Below are 23,698 nucleotides of genomic sequence, written 5' to 3' on the forward strand. Positions count from 1 at the left end.
ATGTGCGCAACTTTTATCCTGTTTAGAGTGCAATGACTCAGCTACGCTTTTTTCAATATGGCTTAATTGGCTTACTTGGTTTTACCCTCGCAGGTTGTGATAAAACCGCAACCAAACCACCTGTAACCACCCAGATCAAAGCTCGCGAACCTGTAATTGCGATTGCTCTCGGTGGAGGTGGTGCCAAAGGTTTTGCCCATATTGGCGTGCTCAAAGTTTTAGAGTCACATGGCATTAAACCCAAAATTGTCACAGGCACCAGTGCAGGTAGCTTTGTCGGCAGCATCTATGCCAGTGGCAAAAGTCCCTATCAATTGCAACAGCTCGCCCTGCAATTGCAAGAGTCAGACCTACGTGATTTAACCTTAAATAGTCAAGGCATCGTATTGGGGCAAAAATTACAGAACTACGTCAATAAAAATGTAAGTAATCAGCCTATTGAAAAATTCCCAATACGCTTTGCAGCGGTTGCAACACGCTTAGACAATGGTAAAAAGGCAGACTTTATTTCCGGCAATGCGGGTCAAGCTGTGCGCGCCTCGTGCAGTATTCCGAATGTCTTTGTTCCTACAACCATTCGTGGCAGCAAATATGTTGATGGTGGCTTGGTCAGTCCTATTCCTGTAACTACAGCAAAAGCCATGGGTGCAGATATTGTCATTGCGGTCGATATTTCTGCCCGCCCTGTCGGCAATAAACCGCTCAATATGTGGGGCTTACTCGATCAAACGATTAACATTATGGGACAGCAAAGTATTAATACCGAGCTGAATCAGGCCAATATTGTGATTCAACCCAAAGTTGGTCATGTTGGTACTTTAGACTTGAAAGCCAGCAATGCATCCATCCTTGAAGGTGAAAAAGCGGCACAACTCAAAATTAAAGCCATTGAAACGGCTATTAGTAACTTTAAAAAGTCACCCGCAGCATTTAAACCTGCACCAAAAGCAAAATTTTAAATAATTACTTTTTTAATATTCATCATCTTAGACATCTGTTACAGTGAATAGTGATGCCTTTGTAAGCACTATTCACTAGCACAATACACGAGTAGATGTATGGAATTTGTTTTTGAACCGTGGCACTGGTTTGTCCTCGGTGTTTTATTAATGCTGTCTGAATTAGCCCTGCCTGCTTTTGCAGCATTATGGTTTGGAATTAGCGCAATTTTGGTGGGTACTTTATTGTGGCTTTTTCCTGCGCTCAACTCAACGGCCCAATTGGTGCTGTGGATGATTCTGTCCATTCTTTGTACCGTCGCATGGTTTAAATTCATCAAACCGCTTTCCATTGATAAAACCAAAGCTGGACTTTCACGTGAAGCCACCCTTGGTCAAGTTGGGATGGTGATTCAAGTGAATATGGAACATGAACAAATCCGCGTACGATTTCCAATGCCTGTTTTAGGTTCAGATGAATGGAACTGCCGCACTCTCGCTAACGTCAATGTAGGCGATCGAGTACGTGTGGTCGATATTTTGGGGAATGATCTTGTGGTACAACCACATCGTCCAAATCATGACAATCAATAAAAGCGAGTAAAACTATGTCAGCGGGATCTATTATTGTTATTGCGTTGTTGGCCTTTGTCGGCATCACAATTTTTAAGGGGGTTCGTATTGTTCCCCAAGGCTACAAATGGATTGTACAACGTCTAGGTAAATACCATACGACCTTAGGTCCTGGTCTTAACTTTGTTATTCCATATGTAGATGAAGTGGCTTACAAAGTCACCACCAAAGATATTGTGCTGGATATTCCATCACAAGAAGTCATTACCCGTGATAATGCGGTTATTCTGATGAATGCGGTCGCATACATTAACTTAACTACCCCTGAAAAAGCAGTCTACGGGATTGAAAATTACACGTGGGCAATTCAAAACTTGGTACAGACCTCACTTCGTTCAATTGTCGGGGAAATGGATTTAGATGATGCGCTGTCCTCACGTGACCATATTAAAGCCAAACTCAAAGCAGCCATTTCTGATGACATTGCAGATTGGGGCATTACTTTAAAAACTGTCGAGATCCAAGACATTCAGCCTTCACAAACCATGCAATCTGCCATGGAAGCACAGGCTGCTGCTGAGCGTCAACGTCGTGCAACTGTTACCAAAGCCGATGGTGAAAAACAAGCCGCTATTTTAGAAGCCGATGGACGTCTTGAAGCTTCGCGCCGCGATGCGGAAGCACAAGTCGTTTTGGCCGAAGCTTCACAGCGTGCGATTGAAATGGTCAGTTCAGCCGTGGGGGATAAAGAAATTCCTGTTGCTTATCTGTTAGGTGAGCAGTATGTGAAAGCCATGCAAGACATGGCAAAATCGAATAATGCCAAAACAGTAGTTTTACCTGCGGATATCCTCAATACCATTCGTGGTGTCATGGGTCGTAACAATTAATCTGACAGATGATATCCCTTTGCATTTCAAAAAAATAGGCAGTTTATGACTGCCTATTCTTTTTTTTAGAACTCAAAAAACAGAAAACTTTGTGAATTTATGTTTAAATCCCGCGCTTATTTTTAGGATATTGTTTTCTTTTTGTAAATTTTTCAACAAAAAGCGAAATTCCTGTTTGTGATTCAACTCCCAAGGATAAGCGTATGAGTTCACTGAATCCGACCTTAATCACTTTTTTCTTTTATATCATTGCCATGGTTTTTATTGGCTTGATGGCTTACCGTGCAACCACCAATTTTGATGACTACATCTTGGGTGGTCGTAGTTTAGGAAGTTTTGTGACTGCACTTTCAGCGGGTGCATCCGACATGAGCGGATGGTTACTCATGGGCTTACCTGGTGCAATTTACTTATCAGGTTTATCTGAAATGTGGATTGCTATTGGTTTAATTATTTGCGCTTGGCTCAACTGGCTATTGGTCGCAGGACGTTTACGTGTGCATACCGAAGTGCAATACAATGCATTAACCCTCCCCGACTATTTTTCCAATCGTTTTAATGACCATAAAAAAGTCCTGCGTATTGTCTCTGCCTGTGTCATTCTGATTTTCTTCGCAATTTACTGTGCTTCTGGCATGGTGGCTGGCGCACGATTATTTGAAAACATGTTTGGCATGTCTTATACGACAGCCCTTTGGATCAGTGCCATTGCAACGATCAGTTATGTATTTATTGGTGGTTTCCTTGCTGTAAGCTGGACAGATACCATTCAAGCAACTTTAATGATTTTTGCCCTCGTGCTCACGCCTATTGTTGCCGTACTCAGCTTTACCGACACACAACAACTGACCATAGCGCTTGAAGCTGCACGTCCACAAGCCATGAACCTGTTCGGTGACTTGAGTATGGTCGCCATCATTTCATTAATGGCTTGGGGTCTAGGCTACTTTGGTCAGCCGCACATTCTAGTACGCTTTATGGCAGCAGACTCTGTGAAATCAATCCCAAATGCTCGCCGTATTGGTATGGCATGGATGATCTTCTGTTTAGGTGGTGCTGTCGCTGCGGGATTCTTCGGTATTGCTTTCTTCCAGCAACATCCAGAATATGCTGCTGTCGTCAGTGCCAACCCTGAAACCGTATTTATGGAGTTAACTAAAGTTTTATTTAATCCATGGATTGCAGGGATTGTGCTTGCTGCAATTTTAGCGGCAGTCATGAGCACCTTAAGCTGCCAATTATTGGTGTGTTCAAGTACCTTAACTGAAGACTTTTATAAAGCCTTTCTACGTAAAAATGCGTCGCAAAAAGAATTGGTTTGGGTTGGTCGCCTCATGGTGCTATTGGTCTCTGTGCTTGCCATTTGGATGGCTGGTAATCCTGATGCCAAAGTATTAGGACTGGTTGCTTATGCTTGGGCTGGCTTTGGTGCCGCATTTGGTCCGCTGATTATCTTGTCTTTATTTTGGAAACGCATGACCTTAACGGGTGCACTGGCAGGTATGCTTACAGGCGCAGTTATGGTGATTGTCTGGAAGAATGCCTTTGCTGCAACAGGTATTTATGAAATTATTCCGGGTTTCATCTGTGCAACAATCGCGATTATTGTGGTCAGTCTATTCAGCAAAGTGCCTGAACAAGACATCACTGATCGTTTTAAACAAGCTGATGAACTTTATAAAGCATCTAAATAATTGCTGTAAAAAAAACGCTATATACTCAAAGATATAGCGTTTTTACATTTCCAATATCGTTAAAACTGACGAGCTAATAAAAATTGAGAAATTTGTTCTAATTCTTGCGCTTGCCCTTCAAAAAACTGTAAAGCGGCAAAAGCTTGGTCATGTAAATTTTGCGCATAAGCTTTGGCTGGTTCTAAACCCATTAATGCAGGATAGGTCGATTTTTCAACTTGTTCATCTTTGCCTGCGGTCTTACCAAGTTGTTCTGTATTGGCAATAATATCTAAGATGTCATCTTGGACTTGAAAAGCCAGACCAATATTTTGCCCATACTGACGTAATTGCGGAATTGCAGGATCCGTGCCCTGAAAAATCGTTACCGCAGCCATCATAATTGCCGCAGTAATTAAAGCACCCGTTTTATTCCGATGAATCGTTTCTAAAGCCTGCTGATCAATTTGCTTACCTTCAGCCTGTAAATCTAGCACCTGCCCACAGACCATTTTTGAAGAAGCGGTCGCCAGAATTTGCATTTGCTTAAGCACGATAGATGAATCAACCGCTTCACCTTGGTCAAATAAGCGACTACCCAAAACTTCAAATGCCATAGATTGTAAAATATCACCGGCTAAAAGCGCAGTATCTTCCCCATAAGCGACATGACAGGTGGGTTGACCACGACGTAACTGGTCATTGTCCATGCAAGGTAAATCATCATGTGCCAAGGAATAGCAATGAATAAGCTCTATAGCAACGGCTGCTCGGCGCACTGCCGCCCTATTTTGATTTGGACGAATTGCTGCTGTGGCATAACATAAGGCTGGACGTACTCGTTTTCCGCCCAACATCACCGCATGATGCACTGCACTTTTTAAAGGCTCAGGTAAAGAAAAAGCCTGTAATGCGGCAAGAAGATCTTGCTGAATCTGCTGTTGCGCTTGATGCAACGTATTATTTTGTACGTCAGTTAAAGATGACACATTTGCCTCGAGTATTTTTGCTATACAGCGCCACAAAGATGCTGCATGACCATCAAAGTTCGGATTGCTCGTGATTGTACGCTAAATGCGAAGCCTGCCATACACCTTGATCTAGATTTGATGAAAGTTAATTTTATAAAGCGCAATGCTATAAGCTATATACTTCATTTAAGCCAATCAACTTAACGTATGCTTTACATAAGACCATGTGTTTCTACACAGCAGATTGAATCCTCTCGCTTATAAACAAGACTCGCCTTCCTGACATCGCCGCTGTTTTAGATAGGAATAACATTCGGTATGGTTACTATAATACACACTGTTTTTAAGCCCTTTTTTAGCACAATACAAGGCTTGATTGGCCAGTTCATAGAATGACTGAGCAAACATAAATTCCCGAGTACTCACCACCCCAACTGAAATCGACAATTCATGCAAAATTTGACCTTGGAAATGCTGCCCTAAAATCTCAACTGCACTTCGATAAACTTCTGCCTGCTTACAACCTTGCTGTAAGGAAAAGTTCGGCAACAAAATCGCAAACTCTTCTCCGCCAATACGATAAATATACTGTGAAACTTCAATCGGGCTTACATTGAATAAGGTTCGTGCCAAAGCTTTGAGCACATTATCTCCCAAACTCAGCCCATAAAGATCATTAATGTGTTTAAAGTTATCGACATCAATCAGCAATAAGGTCAGTTCGGATATTGCATGCTGTGTCAAAGCGTGCAAATAATGCTTTAATTTCAAATCAAAGGTACGACGATTCGCCAAACCAGTTAAATGGTCCTTTTCACTGATATGCCTAAGTTCCAAATGACTTGCCTCAAACTGGATTTGCTTGTGCATTAAATTGGAAATATCTGAACTACATAATAAAATGGATTGAACTTCACCATTTACACTATAATTCGGCTTCAACATGACCCAATAATATCGACCAAATATCTGATATTCAAAAGGTTCGACTGAAAGTCCTTGTCTAAAATGCAGCACATTTTGGCTAAACATCTGGAAGCATTCTTCAGAGAATTGTGCGAGATTTTGTAAATACATCTGCTCAACCGAAACATTAAAGCCACTCGCAAAAAACTGATTGGCAAACAAAATATCTCCTGTAGGAGAGAGTAATGCGGTTGCCAAAGGCAAAGAATTTAATACTTCATGGGTATCAATATTGAGGTTATTTTGAATAGAATGTGCATTCATAGTACATACATTTTTTAGGTTAAAGCTACGCGAAATGTTATCAAAAATTGTTTTTCAACCTTCAAATATAAAACGAATAGCTTATAAAAATAATATATATATGAATTTATGAATTACTTATTCATATTGAAGAAATAACCAATAAAAAAGCCCCTATCAATTAGATAAGAGCTTTAACAAGATGCTAAAAATAACTTATTTTAAACAATCCTCAGGCACACGCACCCAACCTTCCATTAATACACGCGCACTGCGACTCATAATGGCTTTTTTCACTTGCCACTGTCCATTTTCCAACACTGCTTGTGCACCAACACGTAACGTGCCTGAAGGATGCCCAAAACGAACGGCTTCACGTTCACCACCACCCGCAGCCAAATTCACCAATGTTCCTGGAATGGCAGCCGCTGTACCAATGGCAACAGCCGCCGTTCCCATCATGGCATGATGCAGTTTACCCATCGATAATGCGCGAACCAGTAAATCGCTATCCGCTTCGGTAATCGCTTTACCACTTGAAGACACATAGGCTTTCGGTTTGGAAACAAAGGCTATTTTTGGGGTATGTTGACGTGTCGCCGCTTCTGAAATGTCATGAATCAATCCCATTTGTTTGGCACCATAAGCACGAATGGTTTCAAAACGCTTTAATGCCGCAGCATCACCATTAATGGCCTCTTGTAACTCTGTACCGATATAACCAATGTCTTCTGCATTTAAGAAAATGGTCGGAATACCCGCATTAATAAAAGTCGCAGGAAAAGAGCCTATCTCAGGTACGTCCAAGGTATCCACGACATTTCCAGTTGGGAACATAGCACCGCCATCTTCACCATCATCCGCAGGGTCTAAAAATTCAATTTGGACTTCTGCCGCGGGGAACGTCACGCCATCGAGTTCAAAATCACCCGTTTCTTGAACTTGTCCGTTGGTGATAGGTACATAGGCAATAATGGTTTTTTGAATATTGACCTGCCAGATTCGTACTGTACAAATGCCGTTTTCAGGAATTCGCGCTGCATCCACCAATCCATTTGAAATGGCAAATGAACCGACAGCAGCGGTTAAATTACCGCAGTTTCCACTCCAATCCACAAAAGGCTGGTCGATAGATACTTGTCCAAACAAATAATCGACATCATGCTCGGCTTGTATGCTTTTCGCTAAAATGACAGTTTTACTGGTGCTTGATGTTGCTCCACCCATCCCGTCAATTTGTTTTGTATATGGATCTGGACTACCAATGACGCGCAGTAAAATTTGATCACGAATTTTACCTGCCACCTGTGCAGCTTCTGGTAAATCATCGCGCTTGAAAAATACACCCTTACTGGTACCGCCACGCATATAAGTCGCTGGAATTTTAATTTGAGGAGCAAAAATCATTGTGCTTCTATCCTTCCTGATTCATTTTTTTAACGAATTACTTCATTTAAGCCTTATCCATCATACTGCTTTTTATGAAAAAAATTTGTCTTGCAGGACTTAAGTATAAAAAACCAACGTTTGATCATTTTTTTTACAACATGCAGAACGATAGAGTCATTTTTTTAATAAATCTAAACAATTGATTCATCATTCAATTTTATAGGTTAAAAAAGAAATACGCATAGCGAAATGATTTGACCGATCGTTCATCTACTAGGCTAAGTGTAATCAATCCTTTACAATCCATATACATTCATTGTCGGGCTGAGAACTTTGAACAATAACTCTTCACAACTTCAGCGTGGCTTAAAGAACCGTCACATCCAACTTATCGCCATGGGTGGCGCAATTGGTACAGGCTTATTCTTAGGTTCCGCACAGGTTATCCAATCTGCAGGTCCATCCATCATTTTAGGTTATGCCATTGGTGGTTTAATTGCATTTTTAATTATGCGTCAGTTGGGGGAAATGATTGTCCATGAACCTGTTGCCGGTTCATTTAGTCATTTTGCTTATCAATACTGGGGCAAATTCCCTGGCTTCCTGGCTGGTTGGAATTACTGGATTCTATATATTTTAGTGGCGATGACTGAACTTACCGCAGTCGCTAAATATATTAATTACTGGTGGCCTTTTATCCCTGCATGGGCTTCGGTACTGTTCTTCTTCGTTGTCATTACCCTCATTAACTTGGGTAATGTAAAGTTCTATGGAGAGTCGGAATTCTGGTTAGCAATTATTAAAGTTGCTGCGGTAATTTCTATGATCGTATTCGGTTTATATTTATTATTTACCGCAGACGCAAACTCAACTGCTTCATTTAGCAACCTTTGGGCACACGGTGGATTCTTCCCGAATGGCTTTGAAGGTCTATTCTATATGTTGGCTTTCCTGATGTTCGCCTTTGGGGGAATTGAACTGATTGGGATGGCAGCGGCAGAAGCTAAAGATCCTGAAAAGACTATTCCTAAAGCCATCAATCAAGTTGTGTTCCGTATCCTGATTTTCTATGTGGGTTCGTTAACCATTCTGTTGTCTTTAGTGCCTTGGAACCAACTAGATTTGGGCGGTTTAGATAAAAGTCCATTTGTGATGATCTTTAGTCAATTAGGCATAGGTTGGGCAGCACATTTACTGAATTTCATTATTTTAACCGCTGCTTTATCTGTATATAACAGTGGTATGTACGCCAATAGCCGTATGTTGTTTGGTTTAGCAGAACAAGGAAATGCGCCAAAAGTTTTCTTGAAAGTGAACAAACAAGGGGTGCCAATTCCAGCGGTCTTGTTCTCGGCATTGCTTATTTTCGGTTGCGTATTATTAAACTACTTTGTACCTGAAGATGCGCTTGGTCATTTAATGTATATCGTTGTGGGTGCATTGGTATTGAACTGGGCAATGATTAGTTTGACACATTTAAAATTCCGTCAAGCCATGAAAGCCACATCCACTCAAACTAAATTCCCTGCACTTTGGTCACCAGTAAGCAACTATTTAGTCCTAATCTTTATTGCGACTGTGCTATACATTATGTGGACACAAGGCTTTAAAGAGTCTGTATTGATGATTCCAGTGTGGATTATCTTGATGCTGCTCTTCTTTAAAATGATCAAACCAACCAAAAACTAAGTAACTTCGGGTTGAATTAAAAAAAGTTATTGCTTCGGCAGTAACTTTTTTTTTGCTTTAAAATCATGTACATTATTTCCACTTTAGCGCCCTTAGCTTAACTGGATAGAGCAGTTGCCTCCTAAGCGACCGACGTGGGTTCGAGTCCCGCAGGGCGCACCATTTTACTGTTTATTTTAATCTACAATGTTCCAGACCAAATTAAAAAATACAATATATTCAACAATATAAATAAAAAAAGATCCAATATAGTCTAACAAAATCTCTTGTGGACTAATATTTTTTACAGTATAAGATACAGTATAAACCTTTATACGCAAAATCATGTACTGTAAAAATGCCAAAAATAGTTAAAAGCCTTACTGATAGTAAGATCAAAAGCCTTAAAGCTGATCCAAATAAGCACCAACGAATTTCAGATGGTTTAGGGCTTTATCTATTTATTCACAAAAATGGCTATAAATATTGGAAATTTGACTACAGTCGCCCATACACAAAAAAACGCAATACCATTAGTTTTGGTATCTATCCAACAACTAGCCTCGCAGAAGCTCGTATTAGAAGAGATGAAGCCCGTACCCTTCTCTCTCAAAATGTCGATCCGCATGTTGAAAAGGTTAGAATTGAGAATGAGATACTAAATGCGAATAATAATAATTTTCAAAATATTGCAAATGAATGGATGGCAAAACAAGACTTTGCTGAATCAACAATTAAAGGACAACAACGCCTATTAGAAGTAATTAATCAACATATTGGAAAAATCCCAGTCCATGAAATTAAAGCTATGGATATCCTTAAGGTTTGTCGGATTTACGAAAAAGAAGGAAAATTAGAAACTGCTAAAAAGGTTAAAGTGAAATGTAGTCAAGTTCTGCGCTATGCGGTTTCAACTGGATTATGTGATCGCGATGTTACTCAAGACTTAAAAGGTGCAATCTCCCCTCCTAAAGTGACACATATGGCAGCTTTAGTAGAACCCAAAGATTTTGCCATACTCTTACAAGACATTGATCACTATGAAGGTTCAGCAATCACACGTTATGCTTTGCGTATTGCTCCTTTAGTTTTTGTTCGCCCAGGCGAATTAAGACATGCTAAGTGGCAAGATATTGACCTTAAAAAAGGTTTATGGAGTTATACGCCTCCGAAAACAAAATCAAAAACAGGCGTTCAGCATATTGTCCCGCTATCAACTCAAGTCACACATTTACTGTCTGAACTTGCCCAAATCACAAAAGTTAAAAGTGAGTATGTATTTCCAGCAACGACTTCTAATTTAAAACCAATGTCAGAAAATACCATCAATCAGGCGTTACGTCGCTTAGGGTATACGAGTGAACAAACATGCGGTCATGGTTTCCGTGCTTCTGCACGTACAATATTAGAAGAGGTTTTAGAATTTCCGATTGAACTGATTGAGCAGCAACTTGCCCATCAGGTAAAAGATATGCATGGTCGTGCTTATAACAGAACCAAGCATTTAGAGAAGAGAAAAGTCATGATGCAGAGATGGGCGGATTATTGTGATGAATTGAAGGCTTTTTCATAAAGTGAGTAACCACCAATTAGCACAGTAACTGGAGGTTATTCAGCTATTCCTTTTTTTAAAGACTTAACTTCAATTTAAAGGTAAAATTACCACGAATGTTCTAATTGGATACCAATATTTGAACCATTGGATGTGTTATAGAAGCTACTATCTGGGTTAACCAAATCTCTCATCCGTTGTTCAGCCGCATTCCAAAATGCATATGTATAGTAAAGTCTCAGCTCTGGTCGATCATTATATCCATTCCCATGGAGAGTAAATGTTGGAGCAAATGTGATCTTCGTCAAATCACGTGTTTCATTACCTTGTTTGATCTGATCATAACCGATCTCACCAGTTAACTTGAAATGATCGCTTACTACATATGATGTTCGTGTACCGACAGATAACCACTTTGCATCATCTTGCTGTTCGTAATCATTAATTTGATAAAGGATCTGAGCTTGCCCATTAAGTACTTTATTAGGACTTTGCCAATCCAATACATCAAGCATACGGATAGCAGTATTATCACGACTTAGACTTACATCCCCAGTATAACCTAACCCTATCCCCGATCCTTCACCATATTGAAATGCAACAGTATTTTTACCATTAAGAACATTTGACGTAATATTCTGAATAGTGAAGGCCCAACCATCATTATCATGATCAATATAAGACACACCAAAATTCAATTTATTTTTTTCACTTAACTTGATATCACTCACTGTGAAATCATGTTTATTGATGTATTTTTCCTGAAACAAATCATCTTTTCTTGAAAAAACATAACTAAGGGCAAAATTATCGAGTTTATAGTGGTCTATCCCGAAACCAGTTCCGCTTTCATTCCAATAAAAGAAATCAGACATATTGATATCATTTCGATTGTAGTAGCGACGTCCAGCCCAAAAATTACCACCATTCAAGAATGAGACATTCGTCCAATCTAGATAAATCTGGTTCATCCGAGTGTATCCACTATCCCCACTAAATTTTAAAGATTTACCATAATCATTGTAGAATTGGACCATACCATTGATGTTAATTTTCGAATGATCAGAAAGCTCAGCTAACTCTTGTGATGCAAATACCTCACCATATTGCTCACATTCGTTGCCTAAACGGTATTTTGATGGAGTACCTGTCAGCTTAAAACACTCTTGCATGTCACCATGATCTGTACCCCCCATACCCGTACGGAAGTATCCATTTACTTCCACTGCAGATACAAATTGTGAAGACATAAGTAGTGCGGCACTATACATCCATAGCGTCTTTTTCATTTTAAAATTCCATTTTTTAGACAAAATTATCCAACTGACCTAAATAAATAGGTCAGCTGTAGTACACTCGTTAATTAAGAATTGACGAATTTAGTTAGGGCGAATCCCTTCAAATGCATTCTGTAATAAATGACGAATTGCATTTTTTTCGATAGGTTCTGGATTCCAGTACGGATTCGATAATGCAATCTCCGTTGCCTTATCTAGACCAGCTTCGGTTAAACCTAGCTCAGATAATGTAGTAGGTCCTTCTAACTCAGAAACGAGATCGAATAGTGCATTTGCAGCGGTACTTTCAGTTGCGCCTAATGCTCGTTTAATTCGCTCCATTGCCTCAGGTACTGCTTTTTCGTTGTACGCGATTGCATGAGGAAGGACGACAGTATGTGTTTGTGCATGTGGTAAGTTGAAGCTTCCACCCAACGTATGGCAAAGTTTATGATGAATAGCCATACCAACATTGCCTAAGACATATCCACACAACCAAGCACCATACAAACACAAGCTACGTGCTTCAATATCTTGATCATTTTTCTTAAGAAGTCTTAATCCATCAGCTAATGCACGAATCCCTTCTTCAGCTAGTAAAGACATAATAGGATTACCATTTTGGGCATACAAACCCTCAGCTGCATGAGCTATTGCATTTATCCCACTGGTGATGGACATATCAAGAGGTAAGCTTAAAGTTAGTTCAGGATCATAAATCACTGTTTTCGGCAGGACTCTTGGATCTTTACCTGTTTTCTTGATCCCATTTTCAGTGATTCCATATACAGGTGTCATTTCTGAACCTGCATAAGTTGTCGGGATAGCAAGTATTGGTAGATCATACTCAAGAGCAATTGCTTTACCTAAACCCGTAGTTGAACCTCCACCCACTGCAACTGCACAGTCGGCTCCCAATTCTCTCGCTACAGCCACTGCTTCTTTCGCTGTTTCTACTGGTACATGCATGACAGCCTTTGGAAAAACACCTACAGAAGAATTTCCGAGTAATTCTGATATTTTCTCAGCTAATCCAACTTGCTCTGGTGTGGATAGGATTAGTGCCTTTTTTGCACCTAAGGCCTCTATTTCAGCTTTTAAATTTTTGAGGGAACCTGCTCCAAAAATCACTCTGCTCTGAGGGATGTCATATATAAATTCATTTTTCATTTCAAATATCCTTATGGCAATGGCGTAGGCTGATAAGCATAGAAAAGCCATGTACTATTTTCTTTTCTCCAAATAGCTAATGACTTATTTTTTAGATTTTTTTGAATATTTCCGGCAACTAACTCTGAATGCATTTCACCAAAAACAAGTGCGACATCGCCAATAATTTGAATTTTAGAAATTGGGTGTTCAATCCATTTATAATCATAAAAACCACCAAATAACTTATCTAAATAAGACTCTTTAGAATCTGTAATTCCACTAGTATGGGTATAAGTCATTTCAGGATGAGCCAGTTTGGCAAAATCTTCATAGCGTCTTTCAACGATTGCATTGAACCGCTCATCTTCCAGATTTTTAATTAAAATATCGTCCATTTGATTAATAGCGCTCTATATAACTCAAGATACAATTAATCCTAACTTTAATAAAAAAAGTAAAAAACAACGATTTAGGAAATTATATTTTCATAAATGAAAGAATGTCTTTTTTCTATTTTATTCAATAAAAAACAATAGTTTAAAAAAAGAGAGTTTACCTCACAAGCAGAGCACTTATTTTTTAATGCTTATAGTTTTTATGATTTTATATACTTAAATAAAAAATTATAAGCCTTGGACCGTGCCAATGATAATAATTTGCAAAAACCCTTTATTAGTTCACTATGCAAATGAAGTGCTTCATTTCTAATTTTTTATAGTACTCAATTAACTGATGTGATAATGAATACAGTCTTTCATTTTAGTCAATTGAATAAGTTTTTTATTAAATTTTCCAACAGCCAGTAATTGGGTGAACTAATGGTATCAAATTTGCGCCATCTTGATTTTAATCTACTTAAAGCTATGGATATTCTACTGGAAGAATGCAGTGTCACACGTGCAGCAGATCGTCTCTTCATTACCCAACCAGCGATGAGTAGTATTTTGGCACGGTTACGTGAAAGTTTTGATGACCCTTTGTTTGTCCGTTCACAACGTGGAATTGTTCCAACTCCTCGGGCACTCGAACTTATTAATCCAATCAAGCAAGTTTTGGGGCAAATTGATCTACTTTTACAGCCATTGGACTTTAATCCTGCTACAGTTAATTTTACTGTGCGAATCGCTGCAACAGATTATGCCCAACAAGTCATATTAGTACCGTTATTGACTGCTCTTAAACGACAAGCACCAAATATAAAAATTGCCCTTTTACCATCTATAGACAATGAAACACAACGTTTAGAACATGGCGAAGTTGATTTAGCACTGTCTACTCCTGAACATATTACAAGTAATGAACTACACCATCTCCATCTGTTTAATGAATCTTATGTCAGCGTAATGAGATTAGGACACCCTGCCTTGCAATCCCCACTGACTTTAGACTCATTTTGCGAATTAGATCATGCCATAGTATCTTTTCAAGGCCGCTTTTCTGGCATCACCGATCAGCAATTACAGAAGCTTGATCGCCAACGAAACGTCTCCCTTTCAGTATCAAGTTTTCTCCTACTGCCCGAAGTTTTACAGAATAGTGATCTTGTGGCGACTGTGCCCAAGAGACTCGTATATAAACGTAAAGATTTAGCAATTGTTCAACCACCACTTGAAATTCCATCTTTCAGTAAAGTAGCTCTATGGCATGAACGCACAGAACATGACCCTCGATACCACTGGATACGTCAATTAATGGTAGAAAATTGTAAAAATGAAGACAAATTTTCTTCGAATGATGAGTGATTTAGTTATCTCATACAACACTAAAAGTCAGAACGAAACTGACTTTTAGTGTTGTATGAGTAGCCAATCTGGCTCTTTAATTTGTGCTTGCTTTCTGTGCTATAGAAATCAAGCCATCAAGCCAATTTTGGTGCCCATTAATCATTGGATTAGGTTTGGCTTTAGCAAGTTCTTTCGCAGGCTGACCATTTTGAGTCTCTTGGGTCAAAATACGTACCCTCCCACCATCTAAATCTTCAATAAGCCAAGCATGATGTACATCTAAACGTTCAGCTGTGCCGATTTCGCCTGCCCAACCATGCCATGCAATACGTGCAGGCTCTCCTTTTTGTGGTGAAACAAACTCCACAACTTTTGCATCTACAGGAAATCCAAAGGTTTTGAAGAAGAAGACCATATCGGCTTGTAATTGTTCTGCACCTTCAGGTAATTTCACATCTGAAGAGTTCTTATAGTAACTTGACCAAATATAAGCATTCACTAGAAAAGTCCATACTTCTTCTGTAGTTAAATCTTTCACAATCACTTCATTTGAACAAAAATTATCAGCAACACCTGGCAGGTAATCTGTTGGCCAGACAATAGAATTCATCATTTTCAGTCTCTCGTATATAAAACAGCTCATGCTGCAAATTGGATCATGAGACCATCATACGAACAATTTACATATAAAATAAATCTTATATATTTATACAACCCATAGATAATATTAATATCTAAGTAATATTATTCTGCTTTTCTTTCAAGAATTCTTAAGGTACATAATTAGTAAAAAACACTCCATATAATTATAAATATTTAATTAATAAAAATTTATTTATTTTGTTCTTTGATTAATGATAAATATTAAAAAGGACCCAAATATGGATCCTTTCTAATTCACTCCCTCTCGAGTAAAACTAGGTCACTACTCTTTGAATAATGACCGCAATTCCTTGACCAACCCCAATACACATTGAACATAGCGCATAGGTTCCACCGGTTTGTTCCAATTGGTTTAAAGCCGTGGTCACCAAACGTGCTCCTGAAGCACCCAATGGATGACCAATCGCAATCGCACCACCATTTGGATTCACTTGTGTCGTGTCATCCGCTAGACCTAAATCACGGGTCACAGCCAGTGCTTGTGCCGCAAAAGCTTCATTCAGTTCAATCACATCCATCTGCTCAATCGTGAGATTGACTTGTTTCAGTAGCTTCTTGATCGCAGGTGCAGGAGCAAAACCCATAATCCGTGGTTCAACTCCCACAGCCGTAGATGCAATAATCTTGGCACGTGGTTTTAGATTGTACTGTTCAATCGCTGCTTCTGAGGCGATGAGTACAGCAGCGGCACCGTCATTTATGCCTGACGCGTTTCCCGCTGTGACGGTGCCTTCTGCTGTGACGACTGGCTTAAGTTTAGCCAAACCTTCTAGTGTGGTCGATGCACGTGGATGTTCATCGGTATCGATCACAATCGGATCACCCTTACGCTGAGCAATGCTCACCGGAATGATCTCGTGTTTAAAAAAGCCTTGAGCTTGCGCGGCTGTTGTGCGCTTTTGACTCGTCAAGGCAAACTGGTCTTGATCTGCACGATCAATATTAAATTGTTGTGCCACGTTCTCTGCTGTCTGTGGCATGGTTTCTACACCATACATCGCTTTCAGCTTGGGATTGATAAAACGCCAGCCCATGGTGGTGTCTTCAATCTTCTGGCTACGCCCATAAGCACTTTCCGATTTGCCCATCACAAAAGGTGCACGAGACATACTTTCTACGCCACCCGCAATGATGAGGTTGGCTTCTTCAGCTTTAATGGCACGTGCGGCAATGGCAATCGCATCTAAAGATGAACCACATAAACGGTTGATGGTGGTTGCAGGTACTTCTACAGGTAAACCTGCCAATAATGCCGACATACGACCCACATTACGGTTGTCTTCACCAGCTTGGTTGGCACAGCCGTAAATCACATCATCGACCTGTGACCAATCCACAGTCGGGTTACGTTGCATCAAGGCTTGAATCGGCAATGCACCCAAGTCATCGGCACGAACTGGGGCAAGTCCACCCGCATAACGACCAAATGGAGTACGGATGGCATCAATGATATATGCGTCTTTCATGTTTCATCTTGTCCTTTCAATCCCCCTCTTGCGAAGCAGTGCTTCTCACCTTTACAAAGGGGGACTTTCTTAGGTTGTCTTCTTTATTTCTTCAATCCGTTCCGTGTAGCTCCTCCCTTTTTAAAAGGGAGGTCGGGAGGGATTTGAGGAGATTAATTATCCTTGTGTCGCATCCACTAATGGAGCACCCGTCATGGCCTGCAATTCAGTAAAGCTTAAACCGTCGACTTTCTCAATCACTTTTAAGCCTTCAGGTGTGACATCAATCACACATAGGTCGGTATAGATGCGATCGACACATTTCAAACCTGTAGCTGGATAAGTCAGCTCAGCCACAATCTTAGGTTCACCTTGCTTAGTGACATGATCTGTCGTGATAAACACTTTCTTGGCACCCACGGCTAAATCCATAGCACCACCCACTGCAGGAATCGCATCGGGTGCACCAGTATGCCAGTTGGCCAAATCACCATTGGCTGCAATCTGGAACGCACCGAGTACGGCAATATCCAAATGCCCACCACGCATCATGGCAAAAGAGTCACCATGGTGGAAAAAGGCACCGCCTTGCAGCATGGTCACGTATTCTTTACCCGCATTGATCAACTCAGGATCTTCTTCACCAGCTGCTGGTGGTGGACCAAAGGCCAATAAGCCATTTTCAGAATGCAGGAAAACATCTTTGTCACTTGGGAGATAACTGGCAATCTTGGTCGGTAAGCCAATGCCTAAATTGACATAAGCCCCATCCGGAATATCTTGTGCGACACGTTCGGCAATCTGGTTGCGGCTGAGTTTTTGATAGCTCATGAAAGTCTCCTACTTACACAGCAACAGGTTCAGGTTGTACCTGCACCACATGTTGAACGAAGATACCTGGGGTGATGATGTGTTCAGGGTCAAGCGCACCCAGTTCCACCACTTCAGAAACTTGAGCAATGGTCACGTTTGCGGCCATCGCCATAATCGGACCGAAGTTACGTGCCGATTTACGATAGACCAGATTGCCCCAACGGTCGCCTTGCTGGGCTTTAATCAAAGCGAAGTCGGCTTTGATTGGATATTCGAGGACATAATCTTTACCGTCGATATGACGGGTTTCTTTACCTTCAGCCAATAACGTGCCGTAGCCAGTTGGAGTGAAGACTGCACCAAGTCCCATGCCTGCGGCTTGAATACGACAGGCCAAATTGCCTTGAGGCACCAGTTCTAATTCGATTTTGCCTGCACGATAGAGTTCATCGAAGACCCAAGAATCGGACTGACGTGGGAATGAACAGATGACTTTTTTCACAGCACCGGCTTTGAGTAGCTTTGCCAGACCATAGTCGCCATTGCCTGCGTTGTTGCTAACAATGGTTAGGTCTTTAATGCCAAGTTGAATTAAGCCATCAATCAGTTCAGCCGGTTGGCCTGCTGTACCAAAACCACCAATCATGATGGTTGACCCGTCGGTGATTTGGGAGAGCGCTTCCTCAATAGAAGCCGAAGCTTTATTAATCATTATGCAGCCTCTGCCTTTTCCTTATTTAAAATGAAATCAAAATCTAAAGTATAAAAAGGCGCATTTTGGTATTCACTATTCGGAGCGGTTCCACTCTCGTGTTTTACCCATTCCGCAATAAGTGAAGTTCGTACTCCAAACACAGCATCTGAATCCAAATATTCGCCTGCATCTTTAAATACATGGGTTACCAAACGCTCATAGCCGGGAGCAGAAATCATGAAATGTAAGTGAGCAGGTCTCCAAGGATGACGATTTAATGCTTCAAGCATTTTTCCTACAGGACCATCATGTGGAATTGGATACGCTTCAGGAACAATAGTTTGAAAATGATATTTACCATCTTTATCGGCATGGAATACAGCACGACCTTGGTATTGTTCAAGATGTTCTTTCTGAACATCATAAAAACCTTCATCATCTGCTTGCCAAACTTCAATCTCGGCATTAGGAATAATTTGACCATCTATTCCTTTGATGACACCATTAACAAACCAAGATGTACCTTTAACCCCCGCACTCATATTACTTCCTAGTTCTAAATGTGGGGCATCTTGAACGTGAAATGGACCAAATACTGTTGCTTCAGTACAGCCAATCGGCTTTTTGTGGTTTTGAGCAATTACTAAAGTGGATAGACCAAGTGTGTCAGATAAAAGAATGAATTCTTGACGAGTTGGGCTACAAATTTGCCCAACATCAGTTAGGAACTTCACACCAATTTCCCACTCTTCTTCAGTTAATTGAACTTCACGGGCAAATGAATGAAGATGCTGAACCAAAGAGTGCATGACATCTTTTAACCGATCATTTGAAGCAGAAGAGTTTCTTTCAATAACAGCTTGCGTGATTGTTCTTTCATCTAAATTTTTCATAATTTTTCCATAAAATGAATCTAACTCCTATATTTCTCATGCTAAGCTGTTAATTATTGAAATAAAATGTTGGTTGAGAAAATCTTTATTTCATATTGGAAATAATAGGAAGGGATTATATGGACAGATTAACGAGCATGGAGTTATTCGTTGCTGTTGCGGAGCTAGGCACACTTAATAAAGCTGCTGAAAAATTAGATATCTCTAATGCTGCTGCAACCAGACATATTGCTGCACTCGAGAATAGGCTTAATGTACGATTGATCGAACGAAGTACTCGTCGCTTATCTTTAACAACAATAGGACTCGAATATTATAAAAAGTGCAAAGACTTACTTTCCGAAATTGACCAAGCCGAATCCTCAATCAGTTCTGCCGCTGTTGAGCCTGAAGGCACTGTGACGATCACATCCTCAATTTCCTTTGCAATTATGCACATTACGCCCTTAATCCCTAAATTTAATAAACTTTATCCTAAAATTAAAATCAATTTGATTGGTGCTAATCGCTACCATGACATTATTGATAGCAACATCGATATTGCTATCCGGACTCGCGAATTTGAACCAGACTCCAATCTAACTATTCGAAAACTAGCGACGACACATCGAATTTTAGCTGCCTCTTACGACTACATGAAACGTAAAGGTAAACCCAAGACTATTGAAGAACTCCAAGACCATGACATTTTGCTCTACAGTCATGCAAATAATCCGAGAATTTTAAGTTTTAGCAAAAATGATGAAATTAAAACTTTTGCATTAGATCCCATTATGGAAACCAATGATGGTCAAATTGTTAGATCAGCCGCTTTGAACGGTGCAGGTATTTTAATTCAACCTCTTTATATTATTTATCAAGACATTGTAGAAGGTAGACTTATTCCAATTTTAACAGATTGGAAACTTCCAGAACTTACGGTCAATATTGCCTTTCAAAGCAGACAATTTATGCCGATTAAAAATAGATTATTTATAGATTTCTTAATCGAAGACTTTAAAAACAAAGAATATGAACGTTACTGGAGTTCCATTCAATAACTTAACTGTGTGACTAATTGACAAACTTATCATTTCCCTAAAATCTCATTAATACAACATTCACAAATGATTATTTCAAAATTGAAATAATCATTTCCTTAAAAGTTCTTTATACACATATGAGAAAAAGCTAACTTTCATGTATTCAAAAATTGGAAAGTTCTTTACAGGAGTTTTATTTTGCAAAAAGATAAATTAAAAGTTGCGCTTTTAGGTATTACCCACCCGCATACTTCAGGACGAGTAAAAGCACTACAACGTCGTCAAGATATTGAGATTTATGGTGCCGCAGATCATAGCGAACTTTTAAAGCCTTTTTGTGAGGCTTTGAATCTCACTGAACGTACTAAAGAAGACATTTTAAGTAATCCAGATATCGATATTGTTCTGGTTCATTCAAAAAGCTATGAAATGGCTGATTTAACAATCGCTGCATTACAAGCAGGAAAAGCTGTTTTAGTTGAAAAACCAGCTGGCCGAGGTGTAGCAGATACTCAACGCATCGTTAATGCTGTTAATGAATATAATGGCTTTGTTCAGGTTGGTTACTGCTGGCGTTTTGCCCCGTCAATCAACGTAATGCATGATGTGATTCAGCAAGGTAAAATTGGTAAAGTTTTACAAATTCGCGCTCATGCAGGTTGCTCGCATAATGAAGCTGAAACTGCGCACATGAGACAGCCTGGCGATCTTGGTGGTGCCTTCTTCGTTATTGGTTGTCATTTATTTGACCGCGTACTTCATCATTTTAGTATGCCAAAATCTGTAAACGCACGTATTACCAAATTCAAAGATTTCAAAGGCGAAGAGTCTCGCGAAGATGCTGCCGGTGCGATTCTCAACTACGATGATAAGATTGTTGTTGTAGACTTTATGTCTTGGGATGTCCTTCCTTGGACTGAAAGCTGGGATATGACAGCTTATGGTACTGAAGGCATTATGTCTTCTCGTTCATTACCTTCATCTTACAAACTCTATCAAACTGGTAATATCGAAGGTACTACGGAAGGTTGGACAGAATGGCATGAGACGAGTTTCCCTGAGATTTGGGCTACTAAGAAAACTGAATACTCTCCAGACATTGCTGAGATCGGCAACCCAGTCTACTTTGATCGTGAATTAAATGCGTTCTTAGATTCATATCAAAATGGTAAACCTTCACAAGTACCAGCCACTCAAGCTCATAACATCTCGGTTTTACTTGCAGCCTTATTTGATTCTGCAGGAAAAGATGGCAGTGAAGTCTTTCTATAATCATTAAATAAAAATGCAACTAGTTATAGTTGCATTTTTACTTCTATTTGAGATTTTATGAATAAAGAAATTAGAGTTGTTGCTAAATTAGAAATTCAACGAGAACATATTAATCAAGTTATTGAAGTATTTAAAGTGCTCGTTAATAAGACCCGTAAAGAGTTCGGTTGCTTACAATATGATTTACATCAAGAGGTACATGATCCTGCTACATTAATCTTTTTTGAGAAATGGAGAACGATGGATGACCTGAATAAACATTTAAAAACAGCGCACTTTATTGCCTGTTTTAAAGAAGTTGGAAGTATGGTTGAGCATAATGAAACTCGTATTCTAGAGAAAATATAATAGTATATCCAACGTGTCAGCCTGAATATAAATACATAAACTAAAGAATAGTTAAACCCCAACCCTGATATTTATAAAATCACCTTTTAGCGTTATAAGATAAGAGGTGATTTTTCTAAAATTTAAATTTTTTGAGTAGATTTTTCAACAAAGAAAGCGATTAATAAAATAAGTAATCCACCTAAACTTAATATTGAGCCAATCCAGATAGGTGCCAACCACCCCATATCATGTGTCAATACCCAGCCACCTAAAAAAGCACCGAGAGCATTGGCTAAATTAAATGCAGAGTGATTAAGTGAAGCAGCTAATGCCTGTGCATCACCTGCAACATGCATAAGACGCATTTGTAGGGTATTACTTAATCCAATAATTATCATTCCGATTGCAAATAAACCCGCAATAGCTGTATAAATGTTATTCATAAAAAAACTCACTAAAATAAATGTGAGTGCAGAACTGATTAAAATACCAACAATAGTTTTATTTAGATTTTTATCAGCGAAATGGCCAGCTAACAGCCCTCCGATCACCATTCCAACTCCCCAAATCGCAAGTGCAATAGGGACGATTGAAATATCGGCATGAGTATATTCAGTGAGGATTGGAGAAATATAGGTGTATACAGAAAACATTCCACCAAATCCAACAGACCCAACAACAAGGGTTAACCACATATTGATGTTTCTAAGACCTGCTAATTCATTCTTTATACTTGCTGTTTTATGAACAGGAATATTAGGAACAAAAATGATAATCGCAATGAGTGTGATAAAGGCGATTGTAGCTGAAACTTCAAATCCTGATCGCCAACCAAATTGTTGCCCCATCCACGTTGCCAAAGGAACTCCAACGACAGTCGCGGTGGTAAGTCCCATCATCATGAAAGCAACGGCTGTAGATCGCTGCTTAGGATTTGCAAGTTGAGCCGCGACCAAGGCACCTACACCAAAATATGCGCCATGTGGAAGCCCTGCAATAAATCGGGATAATAATACTGTTTCTGGGGTCTGAGCTAAAGCTGTAAAAGCATTTGCAATACCGTAAAACAACATGAGTATAAGCAGTAAAGTCTTACGAGGAAGCTGGGCACATGAGATAGCAATAATGGGAGCACCAATCACCACGCCTAAAGCATAAGCACTGATAAAATAACCAGCATCAGGAATAGAGACCTGCAAATCTTCCGCAATTTCCTGAATTAGACCCATCGCTACAAATTCAGTTGTACCGATACAAAATCCTCCAATTGCAAGAGCGAAGATAACGGCAAAAAGTGAATATGAGTGAGGTAAAGTAGGATCAGATGTCATAATAATAAAAGAGAATATTGAATTATAGTTTAAAGATAAAACGAGCCTAGAAAGTTAATTATTAAATCCACATAAGCTATCAGCAAGTTTTGGATAGCATTCTCGAATTATGTATTGATTCAACATAATGCTTTCAAAACTGTTACACCTCATTTTTAAATTCGCCGAGCTTTGATTAAATATTTTATAAACAAAATAAAATCGACATTTTTAAACCCC

At 39.6% G+C, this 23,698-nt stretch carries 22 protein-coding genes and 1 tRNA gene; 11 read left to right on the forward strand and 12 right to left on the reverse strand.

Annotation, left to right across the window (positions count from 1 at the left end):
- Positions 1-32: 32 nt before the first annotated feature.
- From E0H94_RS13120 to putP, 4 genes are all read left to right on the forward strand, one after another.
- Positions 33-959 (forward strand): patatin-like phospholipase family protein, encoded by a 927-nt coding sequence (locus E0H94_RS13120; RefSeq protein ID WP_131326927.1) that lies wholly within the window; start codon positions 33-35, stop codon positions 957-959.
- 99 nt (positions 960-1,058) lie between these two features.
- Positions 1,059-1,532: an NfeD family protein gene (locus E0H94_RS13125; protein ID WP_131326928.1), complete on the forward strand. Its 474-nt coding sequence runs from the start codon at positions 1,059-1,061 to the stop codon at positions 1,530-1,532.
- A 14-nt stretch (positions 1,533-1,546) separates the two neighbouring features.
- On the forward strand, positions 1,547-2,401 hold the full coding sequence (locus E0H94_RS13130) for an SPFH domain-containing protein (protein ID WP_131326929.1): 855 nt from the start codon (positions 1,547-1,549) through the stop codon (positions 2,399-2,401).
- A 203-nt stretch (positions 2,402-2,604) separates the two neighbouring features.
- Entirely contained in the window at positions 2,605-4,095 is a 1,491-nt protein-coding gene (gene putP, locus E0H94_RS13135; protein ID WP_131326930.1) for a sodium/proline symporter PutP, read from the forward strand.
- A gap of 59 nt (positions 4,096-4,154) precedes the next feature.
- Here the strand turns inward: putP and E0H94_RS13140 are convergent, their stop codons facing one another.
- The 3 genes from E0H94_RS13140 to prpF all read right to left on the reverse strand — a co-directional run bounded on the left by E0H94_RS13140 (position 4,155) and on the right by prpF (position 7,661).
- Positions 4,155-5,063, reverse strand: coding sequence for a polyprenyl synthetase family protein (locus E0H94_RS13140; RefSeq protein ID WP_131326931.1), 909 nt, complete (start codon positions 5,061-5,063; stop codon positions 4,155-4,157).
- Between the two features lie 240 nt (positions 5,064-5,303).
- A complete protein-coding gene (locus E0H94_RS13145; protein ID WP_131326932.1) occupies positions 5,304-6,275 on the reverse strand; it encodes a sensor domain-containing diguanylate cyclase in 972 nt (323 codons plus the stop codon).
- Between the two features lie 195 nt (positions 6,276-6,470).
- Complete coding sequence (prpF, locus tag E0H94_RS13150; protein WP_131326933.1) at positions 6,471-7,661, reverse strand: 2-methylaconitate cis-trans isomerase PrpF; 1,191 nt, start codon at positions 7,659-7,661, stop codon at positions 6,471-6,473.
- Between the two features lie 315 nt (positions 7,662-7,976).
- On the opposite strand from prpF, the gene E0H94_RS13155 reads away from it, so the two are divergent.
- The 3 genes from E0H94_RS13155 (at position 7,977) to E0H94_RS13165 (ending at position 10,884) form a co-directional block, all read left to right on the forward strand.
- Positions 7,977-9,332: an amino acid permease gene (locus tag E0H94_RS13155; RefSeq protein ID WP_131326934.1), complete on the forward strand. Its 1,356-nt coding sequence runs from the start codon at positions 7,977-7,979 to the stop codon at positions 9,330-9,332.
- Positions 9,333-9,418: 86 nt separating this feature from the next.
- Positions 9,419-9,494: transfer RNA gene (locus E0H94_RS13160), tRNA-Arg, on the forward strand.
- Positions 9,495-9,669: 175 nt separating this feature from the next.
- A complete protein-coding gene (locus E0H94_RS13165) occupies positions 9,670-10,884 on the forward strand; it encodes a tyrosine-type recombinase/integrase (protein ID WP_131326935.1) in 1,215 nt (404 codons plus the stop codon).
- Positions 10,885-10,970: 86 nt separating this feature from the next.
- On the opposite strand, the gene E0H94_RS13170 is transcribed toward E0H94_RS13165, so the two are convergent.
- The 3 genes from E0H94_RS13170 to E0H94_RS13180 form a co-directional block, all read right to left on the reverse strand.
- A complete protein-coding gene (locus E0H94_RS13170) occupies positions 10,971-12,152 on the reverse strand; it encodes a maltoporin (protein ID WP_131326936.1) in 1,182 nt (393 codons plus the stop codon).
- A gap of 90 nt (positions 12,153-12,242) precedes the next feature.
- Positions 12,243-13,310, reverse strand: a complete 1,068-nt coding sequence (locus E0H94_RS13175) for a maleylacetate reductase (RefSeq protein WP_131326937.1) — start codon at positions 13,308-13,310, stop codon at positions 12,243-12,245.
- Between the two features lie 11 nt (positions 13,311-13,321).
- Positions 13,322-13,687 (reverse strand): nuclear transport factor 2 family protein, encoded by a 366-nt coding sequence (locus E0H94_RS13180; RefSeq protein WP_131326938.1) that lies wholly within the window; start codon positions 13,685-13,687, stop codon positions 13,322-13,324.
- A gap of 423 nt (positions 13,688-14,110) precedes the next feature.
- Here E0H94_RS13180 and E0H94_RS13185 point away from each other — a divergent pair, with 423 nt between their 5' ends.
- Positions 14,111-15,034, forward strand: coding sequence for a LysR family transcriptional regulator (locus E0H94_RS13185; protein ID WP_131326939.1), 924 nt, complete (start codon positions 14,111-14,113; stop codon positions 15,032-15,034).
- Between the two features lie 76 nt (positions 15,035-15,110).
- Here E0H94_RS13185 and E0H94_RS13190 read toward each other — a convergent pair whose 3' ends face one another.
- The 5 genes from E0H94_RS13190 to E0H94_RS13210 form a co-directional block, all read right to left on the reverse strand.
- Complete coding sequence (locus tag E0H94_RS13190) at positions 15,111-15,629, reverse strand: SRPBCC domain-containing protein (RefSeq protein ID WP_205679299.1); 519 nt, start codon at positions 15,627-15,629, stop codon at positions 15,111-15,113.
- A gap of 304 nt (positions 15,630-15,933) precedes the next feature.
- The gene (gene pcaF, locus E0H94_RS13195) at positions 15,934-17,145 is read right to left on the reverse strand and encodes a 3-oxoadipyl-CoA thiolase (RefSeq protein ID WP_131326940.1); all 1,212 of its coding nucleotides are present in this window, start codon (positions 17,143-17,145) and stop codon (positions 15,934-15,936) included.
- Positions 17,146-17,301: 156 nt separating this feature from the next.
- On the reverse strand, positions 17,302-17,955 hold the full coding sequence (locus E0H94_RS13200) for a 3-oxoacid CoA-transferase subunit B (RefSeq protein ID WP_131326941.1): 654 nt from the start codon (positions 17,953-17,955) through the stop codon (positions 17,302-17,304).
- Positions 17,956-17,968: 13 nt separating this feature from the next.
- The gene (locus E0H94_RS13205; RefSeq protein ID WP_131326942.1) at positions 17,969-18,649 is read right to left on the reverse strand and encodes a 3-oxoacid CoA-transferase subunit A; all 681 of its coding nucleotides are present in this window, start codon (positions 18,647-18,649) and stop codon (positions 17,969-17,971) included.
- On the reverse strand, positions 18,649-19,524 hold the full coding sequence (locus tag E0H94_RS13210) for an intradiol ring-cleavage dioxygenase (protein WP_131326943.1): 876 nt from the start codon (positions 19,522-19,524) through the stop codon (positions 18,649-18,651). The genes E0H94_RS13205 and E0H94_RS13210 overlap by 1 nt, the downstream gene beginning before the upstream one ends.
- 119 nt (positions 19,525-19,643) lie before the next feature.
- On the opposite strand from E0H94_RS13210, the gene E0H94_RS13215 reads away from it, so the two are divergent.
- The 3 genes from E0H94_RS13215 to E0H94_RS13225 all read left to right on the forward strand — a co-directional run bounded on the left by E0H94_RS13215 (position 19,644) and on the right by E0H94_RS13225 (position 22,166).
- The gene (locus E0H94_RS13215; protein WP_131326944.1) at positions 19,644-20,564 is read left to right on the forward strand and encodes a LysR family transcriptional regulator; all 921 of its coding nucleotides are present in this window, start codon (positions 19,644-19,646) and stop codon (positions 20,562-20,564) included.
- Positions 20,565-20,744: 180 nt separating this feature from the next.
- A complete protein-coding gene (locus tag E0H94_RS13220) occupies positions 20,745-21,818 on the forward strand; it encodes a Gfo/Idh/MocA family protein (RefSeq protein ID WP_227548632.1) in 1,074 nt (357 codons plus the stop codon).
- Between the two features lie 57 nt (positions 21,819-21,875).
- Positions 21,876-22,166, forward strand: coding sequence for a putative quinol monooxygenase (locus E0H94_RS13225; protein ID WP_131326946.1), 291 nt, complete (start codon positions 21,876-21,878; stop codon positions 22,164-22,166).
- A 122-nt stretch (positions 22,167-22,288) separates the two neighbouring features.
- Here E0H94_RS13225 and E0H94_RS13230 read toward each other — a convergent pair whose 3' ends face one another.
- The gene (locus E0H94_RS13230; protein ID WP_131326947.1) at positions 22,289-23,479 is read right to left on the reverse strand and encodes an MFS transporter; all 1,191 of its coding nucleotides are present in this window, start codon (positions 23,477-23,479) and stop codon (positions 22,289-22,291) included.
- Positions 23,480-23,698 lie beyond the last annotated feature (219 nt).

Origin of the sequence: Acinetobacter sp. ANC 4173 (assembly GCF_004331255.1) — a bacterium.
GTDB lineage: Bacteria > Pseudomonadota > Gammaproteobacteria > Pseudomonadales > Moraxellaceae > Acinetobacter.

What these genes read in the sequence shown, in the direction of transcription:
- E0H94_RS13120 (WP_131326927.1), top strand. Translation starts at nt 33, where the DNA reads ATGACTCAGCTACGCTTTTTTCAATATGGCTTAATTGGCTTACTTGGT.
- E0H94_RS13125 (WP_131326928.1), top strand. Translation starts at nt 1,059, where the DNA reads ATGGAATTTGTTTTTGAACCGTGGCACTGGTTTGTCCTCGGTGTTTTA.
- E0H94_RS13130 (WP_131326929.1), top strand. Translation starts at nt 1,547, where the DNA reads ATGTCAGCGGGATCTATTATTGTTATTGCGTTGTTGGCCTTTGTCGGC.
- putP (WP_131326930.1), top strand. Translation starts at nt 2,605, where the DNA reads ATGAGTTCACTGAATCCGACCTTAATCACTTTTTTCTTTTATATCATT.
- E0H94_RS13145 (WP_131326932.1), bottom strand. Translation starts at nt 6,275, where the DNA reads ATGAATGCACATTCTATTCAAAATAACCTCAATATTGATACCCATGAA.
- prpF (WP_131326933.1), bottom strand. Translation starts at nt 7,661, where the DNA reads ATGATTTTTGCTCCTCAAATTAAAATTCCAGCGACTTATATGCGTGGC.
- E0H94_RS13165 (WP_131326935.1), top strand. Translation starts at nt 9,670, where the DNA reads ATGCCAAAAATAGTTAAAAGCCTTACTGATAGTAAGATCAAAAGCCTT.
- E0H94_RS13170 (WP_131326936.1), bottom strand. Translation starts at nt 12,152, where the DNA reads ATGAAAAAGACGCTATGGATGTATAGTGCCGCACTACTTATGTCTTCA.
- E0H94_RS13175 (WP_131326937.1), bottom strand. Translation starts at nt 13,310, where the DNA reads ATGAAAAATGAATTTATATATGACATCCCTCAGAGCAGAGTGATTTTT.
- E0H94_RS13180 (WP_131326938.1), bottom strand. Translation starts at nt 13,687, where the DNA reads ATGGACGATATTTTAATTAAAAATCTGGAAGATGAGCGGTTCAATGCA.
- E0H94_RS13185 (WP_131326939.1), top strand. Translation starts at nt 14,111, where the DNA reads ATGGTATCAAATTTGCGCCATCTTGATTTTAATCTACTTAAAGCTATG.
- E0H94_RS13190 (WP_205679299.1), bottom strand. Translation starts at nt 15,629, where the DNA reads ATGATGAATTCTATTGTCTGGCCAACAGATTACCTGCCAGGTGTTGCT.
- pcaF (WP_131326940.1), bottom strand. Translation starts at nt 17,145, where the DNA reads ATGAAAGACGCATATATCATTGATGCCATCCGTACTCCATTTGGTCGT.
- E0H94_RS13200 (WP_131326941.1), bottom strand. Translation starts at nt 17,955, where the DNA reads ATGAGCTATCAAAAACTCAGCCGCAACCAGATTGCCGAACGTGTCGCA.
- E0H94_RS13205 (WP_131326942.1), bottom strand. Translation starts at nt 18,649, where the DNA reads ATGATTAATAAAGCTTCGGCTTCTATTGAGGAAGCGCTCTCCCAAATC.
- E0H94_RS13210 (WP_131326943.1), bottom strand. Translation starts at nt 19,524, where the DNA reads ATGAAAAATTTAGATGAAAGAACAATCACGCAAGCTGTTATTGAAAGA.
- E0H94_RS13215 (WP_131326944.1), top strand. Translation starts at nt 19,644, where the DNA reads ATGGACAGATTAACGAGCATGGAGTTATTCGTTGCTGTTGCGGAGCTA.
- E0H94_RS13225 (WP_131326946.1), top strand. Translation starts at nt 21,876, where the DNA reads ATGAATAAAGAAATTAGAGTTGTTGCTAAATTAGAAATTCAACGAGAA.
- E0H94_RS13230 (WP_131326947.1), bottom strand. Translation starts at nt 23,479, where the DNA reads ATGACATCTGATCCTACTTTACCTCACTCATATTCACTTTTTGCCGTT.